Origin of the sequence: Flavihumibacter rivuli (assembly GCF_018595685.2) — a bacterium.
Lineage (GTDB): Bacteria > Bacteroidota > Bacteroidia > Chitinophagales > Chitinophagaceae > Flavihumibacter > Flavihumibacter rivuli.
The window spans coordinates 2,403,899-2,423,616 of sequence record NZ_CP092334.1; the positions used below are offsets into that span (position 1 = coordinate 2,403,899).

At 48.7% G+C, this 19,718-nt stretch carries 15 protein-coding genes; 12 read left to right on the top strand and 3 right to left on the bottom strand.

Annotated features, from left to right (window positions below; translation table 11 throughout):
* Window positions 1-25 precede the first annotated feature (25 nt).
* On the bottom strand, window positions 26-2,290 hold the full coding sequence (locus tag KJS94_RS10390) for a TonB-dependent receptor family protein (RefSeq protein WP_214447297.1): 2,265 nt from the start codon (window positions 2,288-2,290) through the stop codon (window positions 26-28).
* A gap of 207 nt (window positions 2,291-2,497) precedes the next feature.
* Between KJS94_RS10390 and hemN the strand changes: the two genes are divergently transcribed.
* Window positions 2,498-3,862 (top strand): oxygen-independent coproporphyrinogen III oxidase, encoded by a 1,365-nt coding sequence (gene hemN, locus KJS94_RS10395; RefSeq protein WP_214447296.1) that lies wholly within the window; start codon window positions 2,498-2,500, stop codon window positions 3,860-3,862.
* Between the two features lie 3 nt (window positions 3,863-3,865).
* On the opposite strand, the gene KJS94_RS10400 is transcribed toward hemN, so the two are convergent.
* A complete protein-coding gene (locus KJS94_RS10400) occupies window positions 3,866-4,420 on the bottom strand; it encodes a CopD family protein (RefSeq protein ID WP_214447295.1) in 555 nt (184 codons plus the stop codon).
* Between the two features lie 11 nt (window positions 4,421-4,431).
* Window positions 4,432-5,448 (bottom strand): ferrochelatase, encoded by a 1,017-nt coding sequence (gene hemH / locus KJS94_RS10405; RefSeq protein ID WP_214447294.1) that lies wholly within the window; start codon window positions 5,446-5,448, stop codon window positions 4,432-4,434.
* A gap of 186 nt (window positions 5,449-5,634) precedes the next feature.
* Here hemH and hemA point away from each other — a divergent pair, with 186 nt between their 5' ends.
* The 11 genes from hemA to KJS94_RS10460 all read left to right on the top strand — a co-directional run bounded on the left by hemA (window position 5,635) and on the right by KJS94_RS10460 (window position 19,705).
* Complete coding sequence (gene hemA / locus KJS94_RS10410; protein ID WP_239804126.1) at window positions 5,635-6,876, top strand: glutamyl-tRNA reductase; 1,242 nt, start codon at window positions 5,635-5,637, stop codon at window positions 6,874-6,876.
* Between the two features lie 4 nt (window positions 6,877-6,880).
* Entirely contained in the window at window positions 6,881-7,804 is a 924-nt protein-coding gene (hemC, locus tag KJS94_RS10415; protein WP_214447292.1) for a hydroxymethylbilane synthase, read from the top strand.
* Window positions 7,797-8,507, top strand: a complete 711-nt coding sequence (locus tag KJS94_RS10420) for a uroporphyrinogen-III synthase (RefSeq protein WP_214447291.1) — start codon at window positions 7,797-7,799, stop codon at window positions 8,505-8,507. Before hemC ends, KJS94_RS10420 begins: the two co-directional genes overlap by 8 nt.
* A 41-nt stretch (window positions 8,508-8,548) precedes the next feature.
* Window positions 8,549-9,583, top strand: coding sequence for a uroporphyrinogen decarboxylase (gene hemE / locus KJS94_RS10425; RefSeq protein WP_214447290.1), 1,035 nt, complete (start codon window positions 8,549-8,551; stop codon window positions 9,581-9,583).
* 109 nt (window positions 9,584-9,692) lie between these two features.
* On the top strand, window positions 9,693-10,610 hold the full coding sequence (gene hemF / locus KJS94_RS10430; protein WP_214447289.1) for an oxygen-dependent coproporphyrinogen oxidase: 918 nt from the start codon (window positions 9,693-9,695) through the stop codon (window positions 10,608-10,610).
* Window positions 10,611-10,642: 32 nt separating this feature from the next.
* On the top strand, window positions 10,643-11,617 hold the full coding sequence (gene hemB, locus KJS94_RS10435; RefSeq protein ID WP_214447288.1) for a porphobilinogen synthase: 975 nt from the start codon (window positions 10,643-10,645) through the stop codon (window positions 11,615-11,617).
* Window positions 11,618-11,706: 89 nt separating this feature from the next.
* Entirely contained in the window at window positions 11,707-12,993 is a 1,287-nt protein-coding gene (gene hemL, locus KJS94_RS10440) for a glutamate-1-semialdehyde 2,1-aminomutase (protein WP_214447287.1), read from the top strand.
* A 771-nt stretch (window positions 12,994-13,764) separates the two neighbouring features.
* On the top strand, window positions 13,765-14,361 hold the full coding sequence (locus KJS94_RS10445; RefSeq protein WP_214447286.1) for a hypothetical protein: 597 nt from the start codon (window positions 13,765-13,767) through the stop codon (window positions 14,359-14,361).
* 447 nt (window positions 14,362-14,808) lie between these two features.
* Complete coding sequence (locus KJS94_RS10450; protein WP_214447285.1) at window positions 14,809-15,456, top strand: hypothetical protein; 648 nt, start codon at window positions 14,809-14,811, stop codon at window positions 15,454-15,456.
* Between the two features lie 423 nt (window positions 15,457-15,879).
* Window positions 15,880-18,510 carry a type I restriction-modification system subunit M gene (locus KJS94_RS10455; protein ID WP_256449988.1) on the top strand — a complete coding sequence of 877 codons (2,631 nt, stop codon included), beginning with the start codon at window positions 15,880-15,882 and terminating at the stop codon, window positions 18,508-18,510.
* Window positions 18,503-19,705 carry a restriction endonuclease subunit S gene (locus tag KJS94_RS10460; RefSeq protein WP_214447283.1) on the top strand — a complete coding sequence of 401 codons (1,203 nt, stop codon included), beginning with the start codon at window positions 18,503-18,505 and terminating at the stop codon, window positions 19,703-19,705. Before KJS94_RS10455 ends, KJS94_RS10460 begins: the two co-directional genes overlap by 8 nt.
* The last annotated feature ends 13 nt before the right edge of the window (window positions 19,706-19,718 follow it).

Sequence of the window (19,718 nt, forward strand, 5' to 3'; positions counted from 1 at the left end):
TCCTAACGTATATTCCTATCTATCCTTAGAACCTTGCACCGAAAGAGACAAAGAAATTCCTTCCGTCTGCTGGCAGGAGGCCCGGACCGGGATAACCACCGGCACGACGGGTGAAATACCTGGTGTCGGCAATATTGTTTACACCGGCCTTGATATTGAACTGCTTGTTGATGGTATAGGTAGCAGCGATATCACCGATCGTATAGGAAGGGATCAAACCATTCTGGCCATTGGCACTGGGCGTAACCGTATTATTGGCATCTGCATAAGCCCGGTCAACATAGCTCAGCTGTCCGGTCAACACAAGGCCCTTATAAGTAGCCGTGATACCTGCCCTCAGGATATTCATGGGGGCATTCTCCACATAGTTGTTCTTCAGGTTCTTCTCCACCAGGTTGGAACCTTCCCTTACCACCACCTTCAGGCTCTCATAACGCGCATCATTATAAGAATAAGATGCGAAGAGGCTCAGGTCATAAGGCTTGGTATTACCAAGGAAGGCCTTTACCGGGCTGAATTCCACCAATCCCTCGAAACCCTTGCTGCGGCTGTCGCCCACATTGGTACGGTAGTTATAGAAACTTCCATCCTGGCGCTGCTGGGTAATAGAACCAATCCTGTCATTGTATTGCAGGTAGTACACACTCGCATCAAAGAACAGGAAGTCCTTGATCTTACCACGGTAGCCCAGGTCGGCATTGAAACCTTTTGCATCGGTCAGGTTCGGATCGATCACATCTGTAGTGGGCGGCGTGGTGAGGTCGGCAAACTGGATGGGACGGTAAGCCTGGGTAATATTACCATAGAACTCGGTCTTCTCGGTAACATGGTATTCTGTTCCCACACCGGCCAGGAAGAACCCGCGGCTCTTCTCCTGGTCTACCAGCAGGATCTCGGATCCATCGCTGGCATAACCGTTACGGCCACCCGCTGTTCCCTTCAACCACTCATACCTTACGCCGGGCACAATGATGAACTTATCACTCAACCTGAAAATATTCTCCACGAAAACCGCCGCATTCTGTGATTCAAAATCAATATCACGGGGCCAGATACCATCTACGAGGGTAACATCATAACCAGAACCGGTTGTACCCTTGCCATCGCGGAAGCGATCGGTATTGCCCTTGTAGAGCCTGATGCCACCGCTGAGGGTGTTGCGCATCTTACCCAGGTAATAATCACCGAGGTAACGGGCTTCCATTCCAAAATTCCTGTACTGGTCAATATCCACGGTACGGTTATTGTAATCCATCGTAGCGGCATTGATGGAATCCTTCACATTGATCGCCCTTAGGTAACCCACGCTATTCCTGTCGCCAAACATGCCGAACAACTTCACATTGATGCGCTGGTTCTCATCGATCTTGTAATTACCGATCAAAGCAGCCGTGGTCCACTTGATATCGAACCAGTTGCGGGAACGGAAGCTCTGGCGCGCATCCTTGTTGAAATCAGCGTCAGTCAGGCCTCCCGGCTGTTGCTGGCGCATGTGGTGGTGCATCACTTCTGCGGTCAGGCTGAACTTCGGATTGAACTTCCAGGTGAAGGTTCCGAATCCATTATTGGTATAATATTGACCATTCTGCCTCCAGCCATCTGCATTCCTGTGGTCAAAAAAACCATAGTAATGGAACTTTGCTGTTTCACCCCCAATGGCATTATAGCTGTTGAACAAGCCATAGCTGCCGATGGTCTGCTGGGTCTCGAACTGGAAGGGCTTGTTGAACTCACTGCCATTGCGGAGGATATAGTTCACCATGCCACCAAACTGCGGGCCATACTGCAGCGCGCCCTGTCCCCTTACCACTTCGATCCTTTGTACGGCCTGCAACTGCGGGTTGTAATAGGCTTCAGGATAACCGAAGGGGTCGGCGGCAATATCATAACCATTCTGGCGAACGTTGAATTCCCAGCTGCGGTTGGGACTCAACCCACGGGCCGCGATACCGATCTGGATACCACTGCCATCACTTTCCCATACATGGATACCCGGCACCTTGGCCATCACCTGGCGCATGGTATTGGTCACCACATTTCCCTGTACATTATCCATCACGATCAGGGCATTCTTCTTGCCTGCATATATCGAGGTGCCTACTATCTCTGGCATCTGCTGGATATCGGACTTGCTACCACGACCTACCACAGTGATCTCCTGCAGGTAGCTCATTTTGGGCTTCGCTGTATCTTCCTTAGGATGAGGTTCATTGGAGCCGGCAGCCATTTCCTGTGCTTTCAAGCCCATACCCGCGAGGAGCAGGGCACTTATCATTACAAATCTGTTCATCTTCTTTCCAATTTGTTTGCGGTCGCAAAATTGTCCCCACTCCATTGGAATCTGGTTACGCAATGAGGAAAACGGGTTACGAAATGCGAAAACTTACAGTTCCGTGACAGAAAAACTGCCCTAACTGATGAAAATCAGCCTGTTGAAAAACGCCCGTCAGTCCCGGCGGGATGGGCGGGAAATAGTTTTGTGCCTCATTTTACGAATATGGTAACAGAGGCTTTACTGGAGCAATACAACCAACCCGTTCCCCGCTATACCAGCTACCCTACCGTTCCCTTCTGGCAGGAAGGACTGGATGCTGACGCCTGGAAATCAATCTTCCGCGACCGTTTTGCCGCCATCAACCAGGCCGATGGCATCAGCCTCTATCTCCACCTCCCCTATTGCGAGTCGCTCTGCACCTATTGCGGCTGCAACAAGAAGATCACCACCAACCATTCCGTTGAGGAAGAATATATCCGTGCCCTGCTGAAGGAATGGGAGAGCTATCGCCGCCTGATGGGCAGCCAACCCGTGATCAGGGAGATCCACCTGGGTGGCGGCACGCCTACTTTCTTCTCACCCAGGAACCTCGAATGGCTGATCAGTACCTTGCTGAAAGATTCCATCATCCATCCCGACCATAGCTTCAGTATCGAAGGCCATCCCAACAATACCACCAGGGAACACCTGCAGACCTTATTTGACCTGGGTTTCAGGCGGATCAGCTACGGGGTGCAGGACAATGACCCCATCGTGCAATTCATCATCAACCGAATCCAGCCTTTCGAGAATGTGGCGAGGGCAACGGAACAGGCCAGGGAGATCGGTTTCACTTCGGTCAACTTCGACCTCATCTATGGACTGCCCAGGCAGACCATCGAAGGCATGACCCAGACCCTTGAACAATGCATCAGCCTGCGGCCCGACCGGGTAGCTTTCTATAGTTATGCGCATGTGCCCTGGACCAGCAGGGGCCAGCGCTTGTTCGATGAATCCGACCTGCCCAATGCAGAATTGAAGATGAACTTGTACCGATTAGGGAAAGAACGCTTTGCGCAACACGGTTATGTAGATATCGGGATGGACCATTTCTCCACGAGGGAAGACGAGCTGTTCATCGCGAGGGAAGCCGGCTGGCTACACCGCAACTTCATGGGCTATACCACGCAGAAAAGCGGACTGCTGCTGGGTTTGGGCGTTTCCAGCATCAGTGATGCCTATTGGGGGTATGCGCAAAACCACAAGACCATCCACGACTACCTGTCAGCAGTAAACGAAGGGGAATTGGCCGTGACCAAGGGCTGCCTCTTATCAGAAGAAGATGCCCGCTTCAGGAAGTATATCCTTGATATCAGTTGCCAGGGAAGAACAGCTTTTGAAGCAGAAGACCTCGAAACCCTTGCCCAATACAGTTTCCCGAAACTCCGCTCCCTTGCGGCAGATGGATTGGTGGAATGGGATGAAGAAGGCGCGGCACTCACGCCACTGGGACATCATTTCATCCGGAATGTCTGCAGTGCTTTCGACCTCTACCTCCAGCGCAACAAGAGTAAGAATGAAAAGCCGCTATTCAGTAAGGCTATTTAAGTTTCAGGAATTTTTCTTCTCCCTGATGCCCTTGTAGATCTTAATGGCACTCATCAGGACGATGATGAAGAGAATCAATCCGGCGAGTCCCCATACCATGCTCATGCTTTCCTTCACTGTCACCAGCATCACGATCGCGATGAGGAAGATGGTGGCCACTTCGTTCCAAACCCTTAACTGTTGCGAACTGTAGCGGAATACCCCTTTCATCTGTTGTTGGAAGATATGGTGCAGGGTAAAATGGTAAAAGTAAAGTCCAGCCACCAGCAGCAGCTTGATCAGTAACCATCTTCCTCCCGGCTGGAACACGATCATGTCCCAATCGCCCTTGAGCAGGACCGTTGTCCCGAAGATCAGGGTCAACACGGCCGATGGCCAGGTGATGCCATACCACAAGCGCTTCATCATAACGGCGAACTGTGAACGAAGGATATCCCTTGCTTCCGGTTGCTGCTCTCCCGCTTCTGTAGCATAGATGAACAAACGCGGCATATAGAACATGCCCGCAAACCAGGTCACCACGAAAATGATATGGAGCGCTTTAAGGTAATAGTACATGGCAGGCAATATTACGCATTAGTAACATACCCCACGATGGCCTTTACCCAGAGCGGATGCACATTCAGGCAGGGGATCATCTCAAAGCTTTCCCCACCGGCATGCAGGAATTCTTCCTTGCCTTCTTCCGCGATCTCTTCCAGGGTCTCCAGGCAATCGCTCACGAAAGCCGGACAAGCCACCAGCAGTTTCTTGATGCCTTCACCCGGCATTTCCTCAAAACGCTTGGCGGTATAGGGTTTCAGCCATTCGTCACGACCCAGCCTCGACTGGAAGGAGAAGCTGAACTTGTCATTGGGGATACCCAATTTCTCCGCAACCAGTTGGGTCGTTACCAGACACTGGTGACGGTAACACTGCTTGTGCGCGGGTGAATCCACCGCACAGCAATTCTCCACTTTCAGGCAATGGTTGCCGGTGATATCACCCTTATGGATATGGCGTTCGGGAACCCCATGGTAACTGAAGAGGATGTGGTCGAAATCCTTGTCCACGTAGGGTTTTATGCTTTCGGCCAGTGCATCAATATAGTTGGGCTCCTTATAGTAAGGATCGATAATGGTCAGCTTGAATGGATAGTTGAACTTTTGGTGTTGCTCCTTCGCATACTCCACCGCTGTTTCATAACTACTCATGGCATAATGCGGATAGAGCGGCACCAACACCACTTCTTCCAGTCCGGGTACCCGTTTCATCAACTCATCGTAAGCCGCCTGGGGCGAGGGATTGCCATAACGCATGGCGATGGTAACGGGCTCGCTCACCTGCTGCTGGAGGGCTTCCTGCAATTGTTTGGTCAAGACGATCAGGGGAGACCCTTCCTTGGTCCAGATAGACGCATAAGCCTTGGCCGATTTGGGGGAACGAAAAGGAACAATGATCCCCTTTACCAGCAGGAGGCGCAGGAGATAAGGAACATCGATCACCCTTTCATCCATCAGGAACTCATCCAGGTAACGGCGGACATCCTTGACAGCAGTGGAATCCGGCGATCCCAGGTTCATCAGAACTATACCACGTTTGGTCATAAAAGAAAATTGGTTGGCAAAACTAACCCATAAAGGGCGGCAATTGTTCAAGCCCCTTTTCCCACACGATCTATGGCAGAAAAATGACAATTGATGTTCGGATCAAAACAATCCATCATATGTGACCAAGAATATGACAGTAGATTGACATCCAAAACCTTCATCCACGGGCATTGCTTAATATTTTTGCTGCGCAATTTTACCGTGACCACTATTAACCCCTCACATATCGACCATTTCTTCGCAGCGGGCATCAACTATAAAAAGTCTGATGCAGTGGTGAGAAGCCGTTTTTCCGTTGGTCCCGACCAATATGCCCAACTGCTCGAAACAGCGAAGGCTGAGGGTATCCGTGAGGTGTTTGTATTGTCCACCTGCAACCGTACCGAGATCTATGGGTATTGTAGGGACGCAGCCCAGCTGGAGAACTTACTCTGTTCCGTAACCGAAGGCGATATCGCTGAGTTCCGTTCGATCTCCTACCAACACAGGGGCAAGGATGCTGTCAACCACCTCTTCAGGGTGGCAGCAGGACTGGATTCCCAGATCCTCGGCGACTACGAGATCGTGGGCCAGCTGAAGCAGGCGGTAAAATATGCCAAGGAGCAGGGCACCATCGGACCCTTCATCGAGAGGTTGTTCAACCAGGTGCTGCAGTCTTCCAAGCTGGTGAAGAATACCACCAAGCTGAGTGGCGGTACGGTATCCGTTGCCTTCGCAGCCATCCAGTACCTGAAAGAAAAAGTTGCCGATGTGGCCGAGAAGAAAGTATTGCTGATCGGCACCGGTAAGATCGGAAGGAATACCTGCAAGAATGTATTCGATTACCTGGGCTGTACCGAGGTGACCCTGATGAACAGGACCTTTGCCAAGGCCGCAGAACTGGCTACCGAACTGGGCGCCAGGGCAGTGGACATGGAGCAGCTCGATGCGGAAACAAAAGCAGCAGACATCATCATCGTTTCCACCAATTCAACCAGCCCGATCCTTTTCCCGGAACAGATCAACGAAGGAAAGAAGCAATGGGTGATCGATCTTTCCATCCCCAATAATGTTCACCACGATGTAGCGAAAGTGGCACAGACCGAGCTGGTGAACGTGGATGAATTATCCAGGATGAAGGATGAGACCCTCGCCATGCGCCAGGCCGAAGTGCCCAAGGCCCAGGCCATCATTGACCAGCAGATGGCGGAATTCATTGAGTGGCTCGACCTGCGCAAGCAGTTTGCCGTACTCAAGACCGTTAAACGCAGGCTGCAGGAGATCAGCAGCCAGGAGCATTTCCAGCTTTCCTTCAGGAATACAGTAGAAACGGACCGCATACAACAGGTCCTCAACAATATGGCCGTTAAAATGCGGCAACGCAACGAAAGAGGATGTCAGTATCTTGAGGCCATCAACGATTTCATGACATTCGGTTCCAATTAATACCATGCAACGAATTTTAAGGATCGGTACAAGGGATAGCCAATTGGCCGTATGGCAGGCTACTACCGTTCAGTCATTACTGGCCGCCAATGGCATCCAGGCCGAATTGGTCTACATCAAGAGCGAGGGCGACCTCGACCTCCACACGCCCCTCTATGCCATGGGCGTGCAAGGCGTATTTACCCGTGCCCTGGACAGCGCCTTGCTCAACGACCGCATTGATATTGCCGTGCATTCCATGAAGGATGTGCCCGTGCAACTGGCCATCGGCATTGAAGAGGCGGCCGTCCTGGAACGCGCCTCCCATAAGGATATCCTCGTGTACAAGGAAGATGCCACCTTCCTGGACCATCTGCAGAGCTATGCCGTGATCGCTACGTCCAGCATCCGGCGCAAGGCGCAATGGCTGAACCGTTATCCTAACCATCGCATCGAGAACCTCCGCGGGAATGTGAATACGCGCCTGAGGAAAGTGGCCGAAAGCGATTGGAATGGGGCCATCTTTGCAGCGGCGGGACTGGAACGCATTGCCCTCCGGCCCGAGCAAACCATTGACCTCGACTGGATGCTGCCCGCACCGGCACAGGGCGCCATCATGGTGGTGGCCCGCGCCAACGACCCCTACGCCCTGGAAGCCTGTGCACCTTTGAACCACCAGGACACTGCCACCTGCGTGAAGCAGGAACGCAGTTTCCTCTCCGCATTGATGGGCGGTTGCTCCACCCCGATCAGCGCCTTCGCGAGGATGGAAAAGGGTGCCCTTCATTTTACAGGAAGTGTATTGTCGGCCGATGGTGCAGATAAACTGGAAATAGAACGGATAGAAAGCGACCCTGCCCTATTCGCCTCCATTGGCAGTAATGCGGCAAAGGAACTTATCCAAAGAGGCGCCGACCAGATCATCAAAAAGTTCAGGCAAAATGGCTAATCCATCATTGACGATACTCAGCACCCGGCCGGTTGACAAAGAACTGGTCGACTATGCCGCCAACAGGGGCATCCAGCTGGAAGTGCAACCCTTCATCACCACAGTGGCCATCGATGATTACGAAGTGACCGAAGAGATCAGGCTCGCACTGGAAGAAGAACTTACCGTTGTCTTCACCAGCATGAATGCCGTGGAAGCGGTGGCAGCCCACATGCACGATTTCCAGCCCAACTGGCGGGTCTATTGCATGGGCTATGCGACGAAAAAACTGGTAGAAGAATATTTCGGGGAAGACAGCATTGTTGATACCGGTGATGATGCAACGGACTTAGCAGAAAAAATAATCGAGTCGGGCGAGGAAGAAGAAGTGACCTTTTTCTGTGGCGACCAGAGAAGGGATGAACTGCCGGAAGCCTTGCGCGGTGCGGGCATCGACGTGAACGAGGTCACCGTGTACCAGACCATCCAGCTGCCCCACGAGATCAAGGGCCAGTATGCCGGCATTCTGTTTTTCAGTCCGAGTGCCGTGCACAGCTTCTTTGAGAAGAACAAAAAACTGGCAGGACATACCGTTCTTTTTGCCATTGGTAATACCACTGCCAAAGCGATCAAAGAACATTGTACCAACCCGGTTGTTATCGCCGACGAACCCGGCAAATCCAACCTGGTGGAACAGGCAATAGATTTTTTTTCATCAAAATAGATCCAGGCTGCTTTTAAAAAGCCGGGACCACAACCATAGATATGACAGCGTTAAAGAATGACCTGATCCTGAGGACACTCAGGGGGGAAGCAACGGAAAGGACACCCGTGTGGATGATGCGCCAGGCCGGAAGGTACCTGCCCGAATACATGGCCCTGCGGGCGAAATACGGATTCTTCGAAAGGTGCCAGACACCAGAACTGGCTTGCGAAATAACGCTCCAGCCGGTGGATATCGTAGGTGTTGACGCGGCCATCCTCTTCTCCGACATCCTGGTAGTACCCCAGGCCATGGGCATGGAAGTGCAGTTGATAGAAAGCAAGGGGCCCTTGTTGCCGGAGCCGATCCACACTAAAAAAGATCTGGAGCGGATCGTGGTACCGGATGTGCAGGACAGGTTGCATTATGTATTCGATGCCATCAGGCTGATCAAGCAAGAATTGAATGGAAGGGTTCCCCTGATCGGCTTTGCGGGTGCGCCCTGGACCTTGCTATGTTATATGGTACAGGGCAAGGGCTCCAAAACCTTCGATGAGGCCAAGGCCTTCTGTTACCAGCAACCGGAGCTGGCCCACCAGTTATTGCAGATGATCACCGATACCACCATCGCATACATGAAAGAGCAGATCGCGGCGGGTGCGGATATGGTGCAGATCTTCGACAGCTGGGGTGGTTTGCTGAGCCCGGAAGATTTCGAGACCTTCTCTTTGCAATACATCAGGCAGATCGTTGCCGCGCTGAAGGACCTGGCACCTACCATTATTTTCGCCAAGGGTGCATGGTTTGCGTTGGAAGAAATGGCGGCCACGGGCGCGCATGGCTTGGGCATTGATTGGTGTATCAAGCCGCAACTGGCGAGGCAGTTTGCGGGGGATAAGGTTACCCTGCAGGGCAACTTCGACCCGGCGAGGTTACTGTCACCCATAACCGAAATCCGGGCATCGGTGAAGCGGATGCTGGAAGCTTTCGGGCCGGGAAGGCATATCGCCAACCTGGGGCATGGTATCCTGCCCAATGTACCCGTTGACCACGCCAGGGCTTTCGTGGATGCAGTGAAGGAGTTTAGTGTACAATAAATTTAGGGCCACAAAGGCTCCAAGACACGAAGTTTCACAAAGGCGTTAAATTTTAGGACCCTTCGTGCCTCTTCGAGTCTTCGTGCCTTCGTGGCGAAAAAAAATGGTCATGCCAACACCAAAAGAATCATGGATCGCATACATCAGGGACCTCCAGGACAGGATCTGCGCCGCCGTTGAAGCAGAAGACGGCCAGGCCACCTTCCAGGAAGACCTCTGGGAAAGACCCGAAGGCGGCGGAGGCCGCACCCGTGTCATCGCCAATGGCGCCGTGTTTGAGAAAGGCGGCGTCAACACCTCCGTCGTATTCGGCGAAGTAACCGAGGCCATGAAAACCCAACTCAAGATCAACGGCCACAGCTGGTTCGCCTGCGGACTGAGCCTGGTGCTGCACCCCGTCAATCCCTTCGTCCCCACCGTGCATTGCAACTACCGCATGTTTGAATTGTACGATGCCCATGGCGAAGTGATCGACCGTTGGTTTGGCGGCGGTACCGACCTCACCCCCTACTACCTCATCAACGAAGACGCCAGGTATTTCCACCAGACCTACAAGGATGTCTGCGACCAGTTCGATCCGGGCTTCTATCCTAAGTTCAAAAAGGTATGCGACGACTATTTCGTCAACTGGCACCGCAATGCCGAGCGCAGGGGAATCGGCGGGATCTTCTACGATTACCAGCGACCCGATGAAACCAGGAACCTCGACTTCTGGATGAGCTTTGGCCAGCGCTGCGGCGATGCCTTCATCGACGCCTACCTGCCCATTGTAGCGAAGCGGAAGAATATTCCTTATACGCCGGAGCATAAGCACTGGCAGGAGATCAGGCGCGGCAGGTATACTGAATTCAACCTCGTGCACGACAGGGGCACCCTCTTTGGTTTGAAGACCAATGGCAGGATCGAAAGCATTTTGATGAGCCTACCCCCTACCGTTAGATTTGAATACAATTACCAGCCCGCACCGGGCAGTCCCGAGGCCGACCTGCTCGATGCCTGTCTGCATCCGCGGGAATGGGTAAATTGAGATATAAACGTATTGACCATAAATCAGCACCAATGTATTTACCACGCAGAAACAGGATCCTTCGCAGTAACCCGGCCATTCGTTCCTTAGTGGCGGAGACCAGGTTGGGTCCCGATGATTTCATCGTTCCCCTCTTCATCGACGAAGGCAAGGATACCAAGACCGAGATCCCTTCCATGCCCGGTTACTACCGGAATACACTGGACGTGACCGTGAAGGAAGTGAAGGAGCTCTGGTCGATGGGCCTGAAGAGCGTATTGATCTTCATCAAATGCAAGGACGAGCTCAAGGACAATACCGGCAAGGAAGCCTGGAACCCCGATGGCCTGATGCAGCGCAGCATCAAAGCCATCAAGGATGCCGTGCCGGAGATGCTGGTGATGACCGATGTGGCCCTTGACCCCTATTCTTCCTATGGCCATGATGGCATTGTGGAGAACGGCGAGATCGTCAATGATGCCACAGTAGAAGCATTGGTGAAAATGAGTATCAGTCATGCCGAAGCCGGCGCCGACCTGGTGGCCCCCAGTGATATGATGGATGGCCGCATTGGCGCCATCAGGAAGGGATTGGAAGGGGTAGGCTTTACGAAGACCGGCATCATGAGCTATAGCGCCAAGTATGCTTCCTGCTTCTATGGACCCTTCAGGGATGCCCTGGACAGCGCGCCAGGCTTTGGGGACAAGAAGACCTACCAGATGGATTATGCCAATAGGACCGAGGCCATCAAGGAAACCCTGATGGATATTGAGGAAGGCGCCGATATCGTGATGGTGAAGCCCGCCATGGCCTACCTGGATATCATCCGTGAGGTGAAAAATAGTGTGCAGGTCCCCGTTAGTGCCTACCATGTGAGCGGGGAATACGCCATGATCAAGGCCGCGGCGAAGATGGGCTGGCTGAATGAAGAGAAGGCCATCCTTGAAAGCCTGACCTCGATCAAGCGGGCGGGGGCAGACCTTATCGCGACCTATTTTGCGAAAGATGCGATCCGACTTATTGATTAAAATAAAGCTTCTTCTCTGGCCATGAAAAGATCAAAAAACAATGAACCGAAGGCCAGGGAAAAGAAGTGTCACGATTTATTCTACCAGTTATGACTACCAATAAAAGCAAGGAATTATTTGAGCGCGCGCAGTTGTCCATCCCGGGTGGGGTGAACTCCCCCGTGCGGGCCTTCAAGAGTGTCGGCGGCACCCCATTGTTCATCCAGAAAGCCAAGGGTGCTTATCTCTATGATGCCGATGGCAACCAGTACATCGACTATATCGCCTCCTGGGGACCCATGATCCTGGGCCATGCCTATGAGCCGGTGGTGAAAGCCATCCAGGAGTATGCCACCTATTCCACCTCCTATGGTGCCCCCACCGAGCTGGAGATCAGGATGGCGGAATTGATCAAGGGGATGGTGCCGAATGTGGACCTGATCCGCATGGTGAGCAGCGGTACCGAAGCCTGTATGAGTGCGATCCGCGTAGCGCGAGGCTATACCGGCCGGAACAAGATCATCAAGTTTGAAGGCTGCTACCATGGCCATGCTGATAGCTTTTTGGTGAAGGCAGGCAGTGGCCTGGCCACCCTGGATATCCAGACCGTCCCCGGCGTTACCGGTGGTGTGAGCAATGATACCCTGACCTGCGCCTATAATGACCTCGATGCCGTGAAGGCGTTGGCGCAACAACACAAGGGCGAGATCGCTGCCATCATCGTAGAACCCGTTGCGGGCAATATGGGTTGTATCCTGCCCCAGCCCGGCTTCATGGAAGGGCTGAGGCAGTTGTGCGATGAAGAAGGCATTGTCTTCATTTTTGATGAAGTGATGACCGGCTTCCGTTTAGCCCCCGGCGGTGCGCAGGAAAAACTGGGCATCGATGCCGACCTCGTGACCTATGGCAAGGTGATCGGGGGTGGTATGCCTGTTGGGGCTTTCGGTGGCAAGCGCCACATCATGGAAGTCGTGGCCCCGCTGGGTTCCGTGTACCAGGCCGGTACCCTCAGTGGAAATCCCATTGCCATGATCGCCGGATTTACCATATTGAATGAATTGAACACTAACCGCGGCATATACACCGAGTTGGATGAAAAAACAGCCTACCTGCATCGCGGTCTGGACGAAGTCTTGAAAGCCTGGTGCCAGCCCTATGTGATCAACCGCCTGGGTTCCATGATCAGCGTGCATTTCAGCGACCATGCCGTTACGGATTTCGCCTCGGCCGCCAGTGCCAACAACGAGCGGTTCAAGAAATATTTCCACGCCATGCTGAACCGTGGCATCTACTTACCACCCTCCGCCTTCGAAAGCTGGTTCCTGAACAATGCCCTGAGCTATGCCGATTTGGATAGGACCATTGAGGCTACGAGGGAATGTTTGGCTGAGCTATGATCTAAATAGTTGAAACCCCATCGGGTTAACCTATCCTCTTTACCCCATCGGGGTCATCAATTCTTCTCTACCCCATCAGGGTCTCTCGAAGAGGACCCTGATGAATAAAATATCCTACTACCCCATCAGGGTCTACAATCCTACTCTACCCCATCAGGGTCTCCCGCAGGGGACCCTGATAAACAAAATATCTTCCTACCCCAACGGGATCTTCTACCCTACCCTACCCCATCAGGGTCTCTCGTAGAGGAACCTGATGAACCCACCCTCTTTCTATCAAATCAATATCATCCGAGAAGTCCCCAGATGACCACAACTTCCCCTTACCCACACACTCATCCAAAAATCAATCTCAACTCTCCCGCATTTCTCTCCTCCCAACTCATCAAATAATTAGAATCTATCCCTGAAAATGTGAAAGAAAATAGAAAACGGGATTTTCCCCCTTGCGCAAAATCAATCCAAATATTATTTTAGAACTCCCCTGACCCTCAACCCCTTGGGGCTGAGAAGGCGAAGCTATTTCTACTAATTAACCAACGATAAAAACATCTTCTGAATCAGATATCGAATCTTAATAAAAATATGAAGTAAAAATATTTCAAACTCTCAGGAATGATACTAACATTTGAAATAACAGATCCGATAACAATAATACTTTATCCGAATAGTATAACTACATAATATTGTAATTCAAACCAATACAAGGCTATAACCATTTGTCCAGTATCATACATTAACGAGTTGGATATAAGCTGATAAACCCAACATATGAGAAGTCAAGTAAATGAGCTTATTAATCATATAGATAAGTTTATTTTTTGGTATAGAAATAATTACACTATTTCAATTCCATCAAATGAGAGGAATAGGTTGAGAATTGTGCTTGAAAAAGTATTAGCTTCTGCAATAATTAGTGATGCAGAATGGGAAGAGCTCAAGCCCAAAAAACAATTTGTTAAGACCTCTCATCCCCAGATTTCTAGTACGCAAAAAAGAAACTCTCCACCTTTAGAACGTCCCAAACAAAAATTAATCCTCCCATTGAAGCCTGTTCAAAAAAAGAAGGTTGAAGAACGAGTAGTTGGTGTAAAAGGAACAATATTGAGACAATGCCCTAATTGCAATGCAAAAGTTAAGAATTTGAAGAAGCATTCGTGGAAATGTCCTGGTAAGAATAAAGGGCAAGGTAAAAAGGGGAATAACCCTAATTCAAAATACGAGTCGGGCGTAATTTCCAGCTTTTATAATGAGTATAAGAAAGAAAGAGGTCTCGATGGAAGTCGAGATTTTTGGCAGTACCGCGAAAATGGAAAATTTGGGTCTCATTCATCTTTTGATGATATGAGTGATGAGTCGTTTTCATGAAATTGCCTACAGCCAACGAAGGCATTGGCGGCAGGCGGGCGGGACGAATATAAAATCAACATTAATTATTAATCAGCGGCAGAATATTGCGGCGGTAGGAAAGAAGTTCGCCGCAACCTGGCGGACGGAATACTAAATCCACCCGACCGCCAATGCCCGGCCGTTGTATGTCACCCTATTTAGCCACAGCGCTACCGAAGAGAGTAAAAAGTTCATCACTCGTTCTGAAATGAGGACCTTTACAGATGGCAGTGGAAAATATATTTTCATCCGTTTTTGGGATGATAAAACAAGAATCGGGAGTATCATATATATGCAGAAGTTGTGGCAAAAAAGCAGCAAAAGATGTTGCAGCTCATTTAGGAGTTGAACTTCTATTATCTGACACTCACAATGTGAGGTAACTTTGGGATAAAGTTTGGGAAGTAAAATTAAAAGCATGGCAAAATGAAAGCCTTCAAAACAATCTATAGCCACGGACATTTTATTGATGTGGAGACACAGCAACCCTTAGTTCTCATACAAGGCGAGGAATACACTATTACAGCTAAAGACAAAGCCTTTAAAACTACAGATTCAAAACTCAAATTAGGTGATCCACTTAACAGTAAGGAAAAAGCTGCTTGGGCTGAGAATGAATTTGGGAACGGTAACTATGTAAAAATCTTAAATGCTAGAGAACAACTCTTTTTCAGGGTTGGTAATTCAAGACGAGTCGAAGGGGATGAAAACCATCAATATATTTTCGTATGCAACCTTCTTGAAGATTTGTTTTTGTATAGATTGAAAGGCAAGAAAGGTGATGAAGAAGGACACTGGCGTTTGGCAGAATGCAAATGTGCTTTAGATAGATGCATTCTTGGAGGCTTGACACTTTCTGAGAAAGTTCCTGCGAAATCACTAAATGCTTTGTTCAACAATACGGTGCAGTTTTATTTTAGTATGCAGCGTTCAGCAGCAGCAAACGCATTCAACACATTCTTTCTTTATAAACCTGGAATGCGAATTTCATTTCAAGGAGCAACCAATCAGCTTTACGAAGGACTTTCCAATTTACGAAAGCAAATTTTAGTGACAATAAAACAGAATCAGTAAGTTCCGAAGCACCAAGTCATGCTCTTTTGCAAGGTACTAAACGCCGAAACTCAAATGTCAACCTTGCAAAAGAGCATGCCTTGTTCCAACGCTTCATCGGACAAACTCCGCCACGGTGTGTTTTAAAAACGATATAAGGACAGCGAGTAGAGCGATATGCCAACCGGCTAGCCAGGCACTCATTGACTACGCTTCTATTTTGCCACATTACTCAAAGGTTGATTTTTCTTTTAATGGTATTCGGGAATACATAAGCATTTCCCTACAGCATATTTTTCTAATTCAATTTGTTGCAGTCCAACAAACTGAACATTTATAAGCCGGACAAACCTTTTCGCAACCCCAACTTGCAAAAGAACCTATTTTTGCTTATGCACCGACAGAAATCACGTTATTCACAAATAATTATTTGACAATATTTAAATGGCAAATAAAATTTCACTTCCCCGATTGGAAAATTTCCTTTTTGATGCATGTGACATCTTGAGAGGTAACATGGACGCATCAGAATACAAGGAATACATAATTTCGATGTTATTTCTGAAACGGGTAAACGACCAGTTTGAAGTTCACCGAGACAGAAGAAAGAAATCATTGACAGATGTACGTGGTGTAAGTGACCCTGAAATTCTTTATGGTGAACTTGAAAGACAAAACGCACCGGAATATGATTTCTTTGTTCCCCTTGCTGCAAGGTGGAAAGGATTGGAAGGCGACCCGGAAACCTATATTGACAGCGAGGGCAACGTACAGCGCCATAATTTCATTAAGGACTTAACCGAAGAAATTGGCGACCATCTCAACAAGGCTTTAGCCGCCTTGCAGGAAGCTAACCTGGACAAACTGGATGGTGTTTTCAACCAGGACAACATCAACTTCAACAAAACATTTGGCAAGAACAACAAGCAAATCAGCGATGAAGATTTGCGTAAACTCATTCAGCATTTCAACCGAATGAATTTACGGGATGACAACCTGGAGTTCCCCGACCTGATGGGTGCTGCCTATGAATATCTTATCAAACATTTTGCCGACAGTGCCGGAAAGAAGGCCGGAGAATTCTATACACCCAACGAAATAGTAAAACTGCTGGTAAACATTCTGGAACCTGGAGAAAATGCTGAAATATATGACCCGACTGTGGGCAGTGGCGGCATGCTAATTGAATGTAAGAATTATGTAGAAAACAGATTCGGTTCGGCAAGGAACATCACGCTATATGGACAAGAGAAAAGCGGAACCGTTTGGGGCTTGTGTAAAATGAACATGCTGTTCCACAACATTTACGACAGCAAAATTCTGAATGGGGATACTTTACTCAACCCATTGCACACCGAACATGGAGAACTGAAAACCTTTGATATCATTTTAGCCAATCCACCATTTTCACTGGATTACAGCACCACAAACATGAAGTTTAAGGAGCGATTCAGCTTTTGGATGCCAACGAAAAGTAAGGCCGATTTCATGTTTGTGCAGCACATGGTGGCTTCGCTGAACAATGCCGGACGCATGGCGGTGGTGATGCCGCATGGTGTGTTGTATCGGGGTGGTGAGGAAAAGAAATTCCGGGAGTGGCTTGTAAACCGTGGCTATCTGGAAGCAGTCATCGGTTTGCCTTCTGCCCTGTTTTACGGAACAGGCATTGGGGCATGTGTGTTGGTAATTAACAAAGCCGGAGCACACGAAAGAGACCATGTACTTTTTATCAATGCTGACCGTGAATACAAGGAAGGTAAAAACCAAAACAAACTTCGCCCCGAAGATTTGGAAAAAATTGCCTACACCTACCGGCATAAAAAGGAAACGCCCAAATACAGCAAATTGGTGGCCAAGAGCAAAGCCATTGATGAACACAATAACCTGGAAAATGAAGATTTCAATTTCAATATCCGCAGGTTTGTGGACAATGCACCGCCACCCGAACCGCAGGATGTGCATGCCCATTTACAAGGCGGCATTCCTGAAAGTGAGGTAAAAGCATTAACCGATTATTTCTACTGCTATGCAGGTTTGGAAGCCAAACTGTTTGAGCCTTTGAAGCCCAATTACCTGAAATTTACAGTTGCCCTTGCCTACAAAGAAGACATTAAAAAACTGTTTGACGAAAGCCCCGAAATAAAAACCGCTTTTGCCCAATACACCCAGGCAATTGACGAATGGTGGCAGGAGCAAATTCCGGCTATTGAACAATTACCCGGAGGACAAGCCAATGTGTTTGACCTGTACCACGATTTTTCCCGAACGCTGACCGAAAAGCTGAATGCACTTCCCATTTTAGACGACTTTAAAAGCCGTGGCTCTTTTGCTGCATATTGGAACAGCATTACCAACGACATTAAAAGTGTGATTGCCAGCGGATGGAATGCCGAATTGATACCTGATGATGAAATTTTGCAAAGCCAGTTCCCGGAAGTGCTGAAGGAACTAAAAGACAACGAAGCAAGGCGTGACGAACTGCAAGCCCAATTTGACGAAGTAAACGAACTGGAGGATGATGTGTGGAACGAAGAAGACTACGAAGTATGGCGAAGCAAGGAACTGAAAGAACACAAAGACAGCATTAAGGAACTGAAAGGCGAACGCAAGGAGGCCGACAAGGAATATAAGTTGCTGCTGAAGCGGATTAAAGCCGGTGCTTTGGCTAGTGAACAGTTAAAAGTTGAAAGTGAAAAGCTCAAGGCTGAAGTTGAAAGACTGGAGGCGCAGATTGATGAATTGGAAAGCCGCATAGCCAAACACAGCGAACTGGAAGAAGAACTGAAACTGTGCAAGCGAAAAATTAAGGAAATAAAAGACCGTAAGCAGGCATTGGTGGACCAGGCACGCCTGCTCATTACCTCCGAAGAAGCCAAGGAACTCATTATGCAACGTTGGCTGCGAACCTTGCAACAGACCGTGAATGATTATTTGCAATCCCACCAACGCCAATTGTTGCAGGCAGTGGAAAATGTTTGGGAGAAATACACCACAACACTGCAAAGCATACTTAAAGACCGCGAAACGGAAACTAAATTATTTGATGCTTATTTATTAGAGTTAGGTTATGAGTAGAAAGCGGAAAAATAAAATATCAGAGTGCTGCGATATTCTCGATAATCTGAGAGTGCCAATTAATGATGAAATTCGGCAAACGATGCAAGGGAATATCCCTTATTATGGTGCTAATGGAATCCAAGGGTACATCGATAAATACATATTTGATGAAGATTTAATTCTTCTTGCTGAAGATGGAGGAAACTTTGAAGAATATCATACAAGACCGATTGCATACAAAATAAGTGGAAAGAGTTGGGTGAATAATCATGCCCATATTCTTCGAGCAAAACAAGAATTCAATCAGGATTATATTTTCTACTCCCTTGTTCATAAAGACATAACCAAGTATTTGAATTCGGGAACAAGAAGCAAACTCAACAAATCAGAACTTGAAAAAATTGAAATAGATTTTCCGGCAACAAAAGATGAAGAAAATAAAATCGCCAAAATCCTCTCCACAGCCGATGCGGTGATAGAAAAAACCCAGGCTGCCATCGCCAAATACAAAGCCATTAAGCAAGGCATGTTGCAGGATTTGTTTACCCGTGGCATAGACCTAAAAACCAACAAACTCCGCCCCCGCTACGAAGATGCACCGGAGTTGTATAAAGAGAGTAAGTTGAGGATGATACCGAAGGAGTGGGATGAAAAGGAACTTGGTGATGTAGGTGAAGTAAGAATGTGCAGACGAGTGTTCAATTACGAGACCAGCGACCAAGGTGATATTCCATTTTATAAAATCGGCACATTTGGCAAACAACCTGATGCCTACATATCGAAAGAACTTTACGACAGTTATCGGCAGCAATTTTCATTTCCCAACAAAGGAGATATTTTGATTTCTGCGGCTGGAACGATTGGTCGAACTATTATTTACGATGGAACTCCAGCGTACTTTCAAGATTCCAATATTGTTTGGATTGAAAACAATGGCGATCTAATCTCTAATGAATATCTATATCAGGTTTTTCAAATTGTGGAATACAAGACAGAAGGAGGAACTATTCAACGACTTTACAATAGCATATTAAAAAGTGCCCTGTTCCCTTGTCCTTGCAAACCTGAGCAACAATTAATTACAGAACGACTGAAAGCAATAGATACAAAACTCCAAACAGAGCAAACCTACTTGCAGAAAATGCAAAGTCTTAAAAGGGGATTGATGGAGGATTTGTTGAGTGGGAGGAAACAGGTGCCTGTCCTGAGCTGAGCCGAAGGGAAAA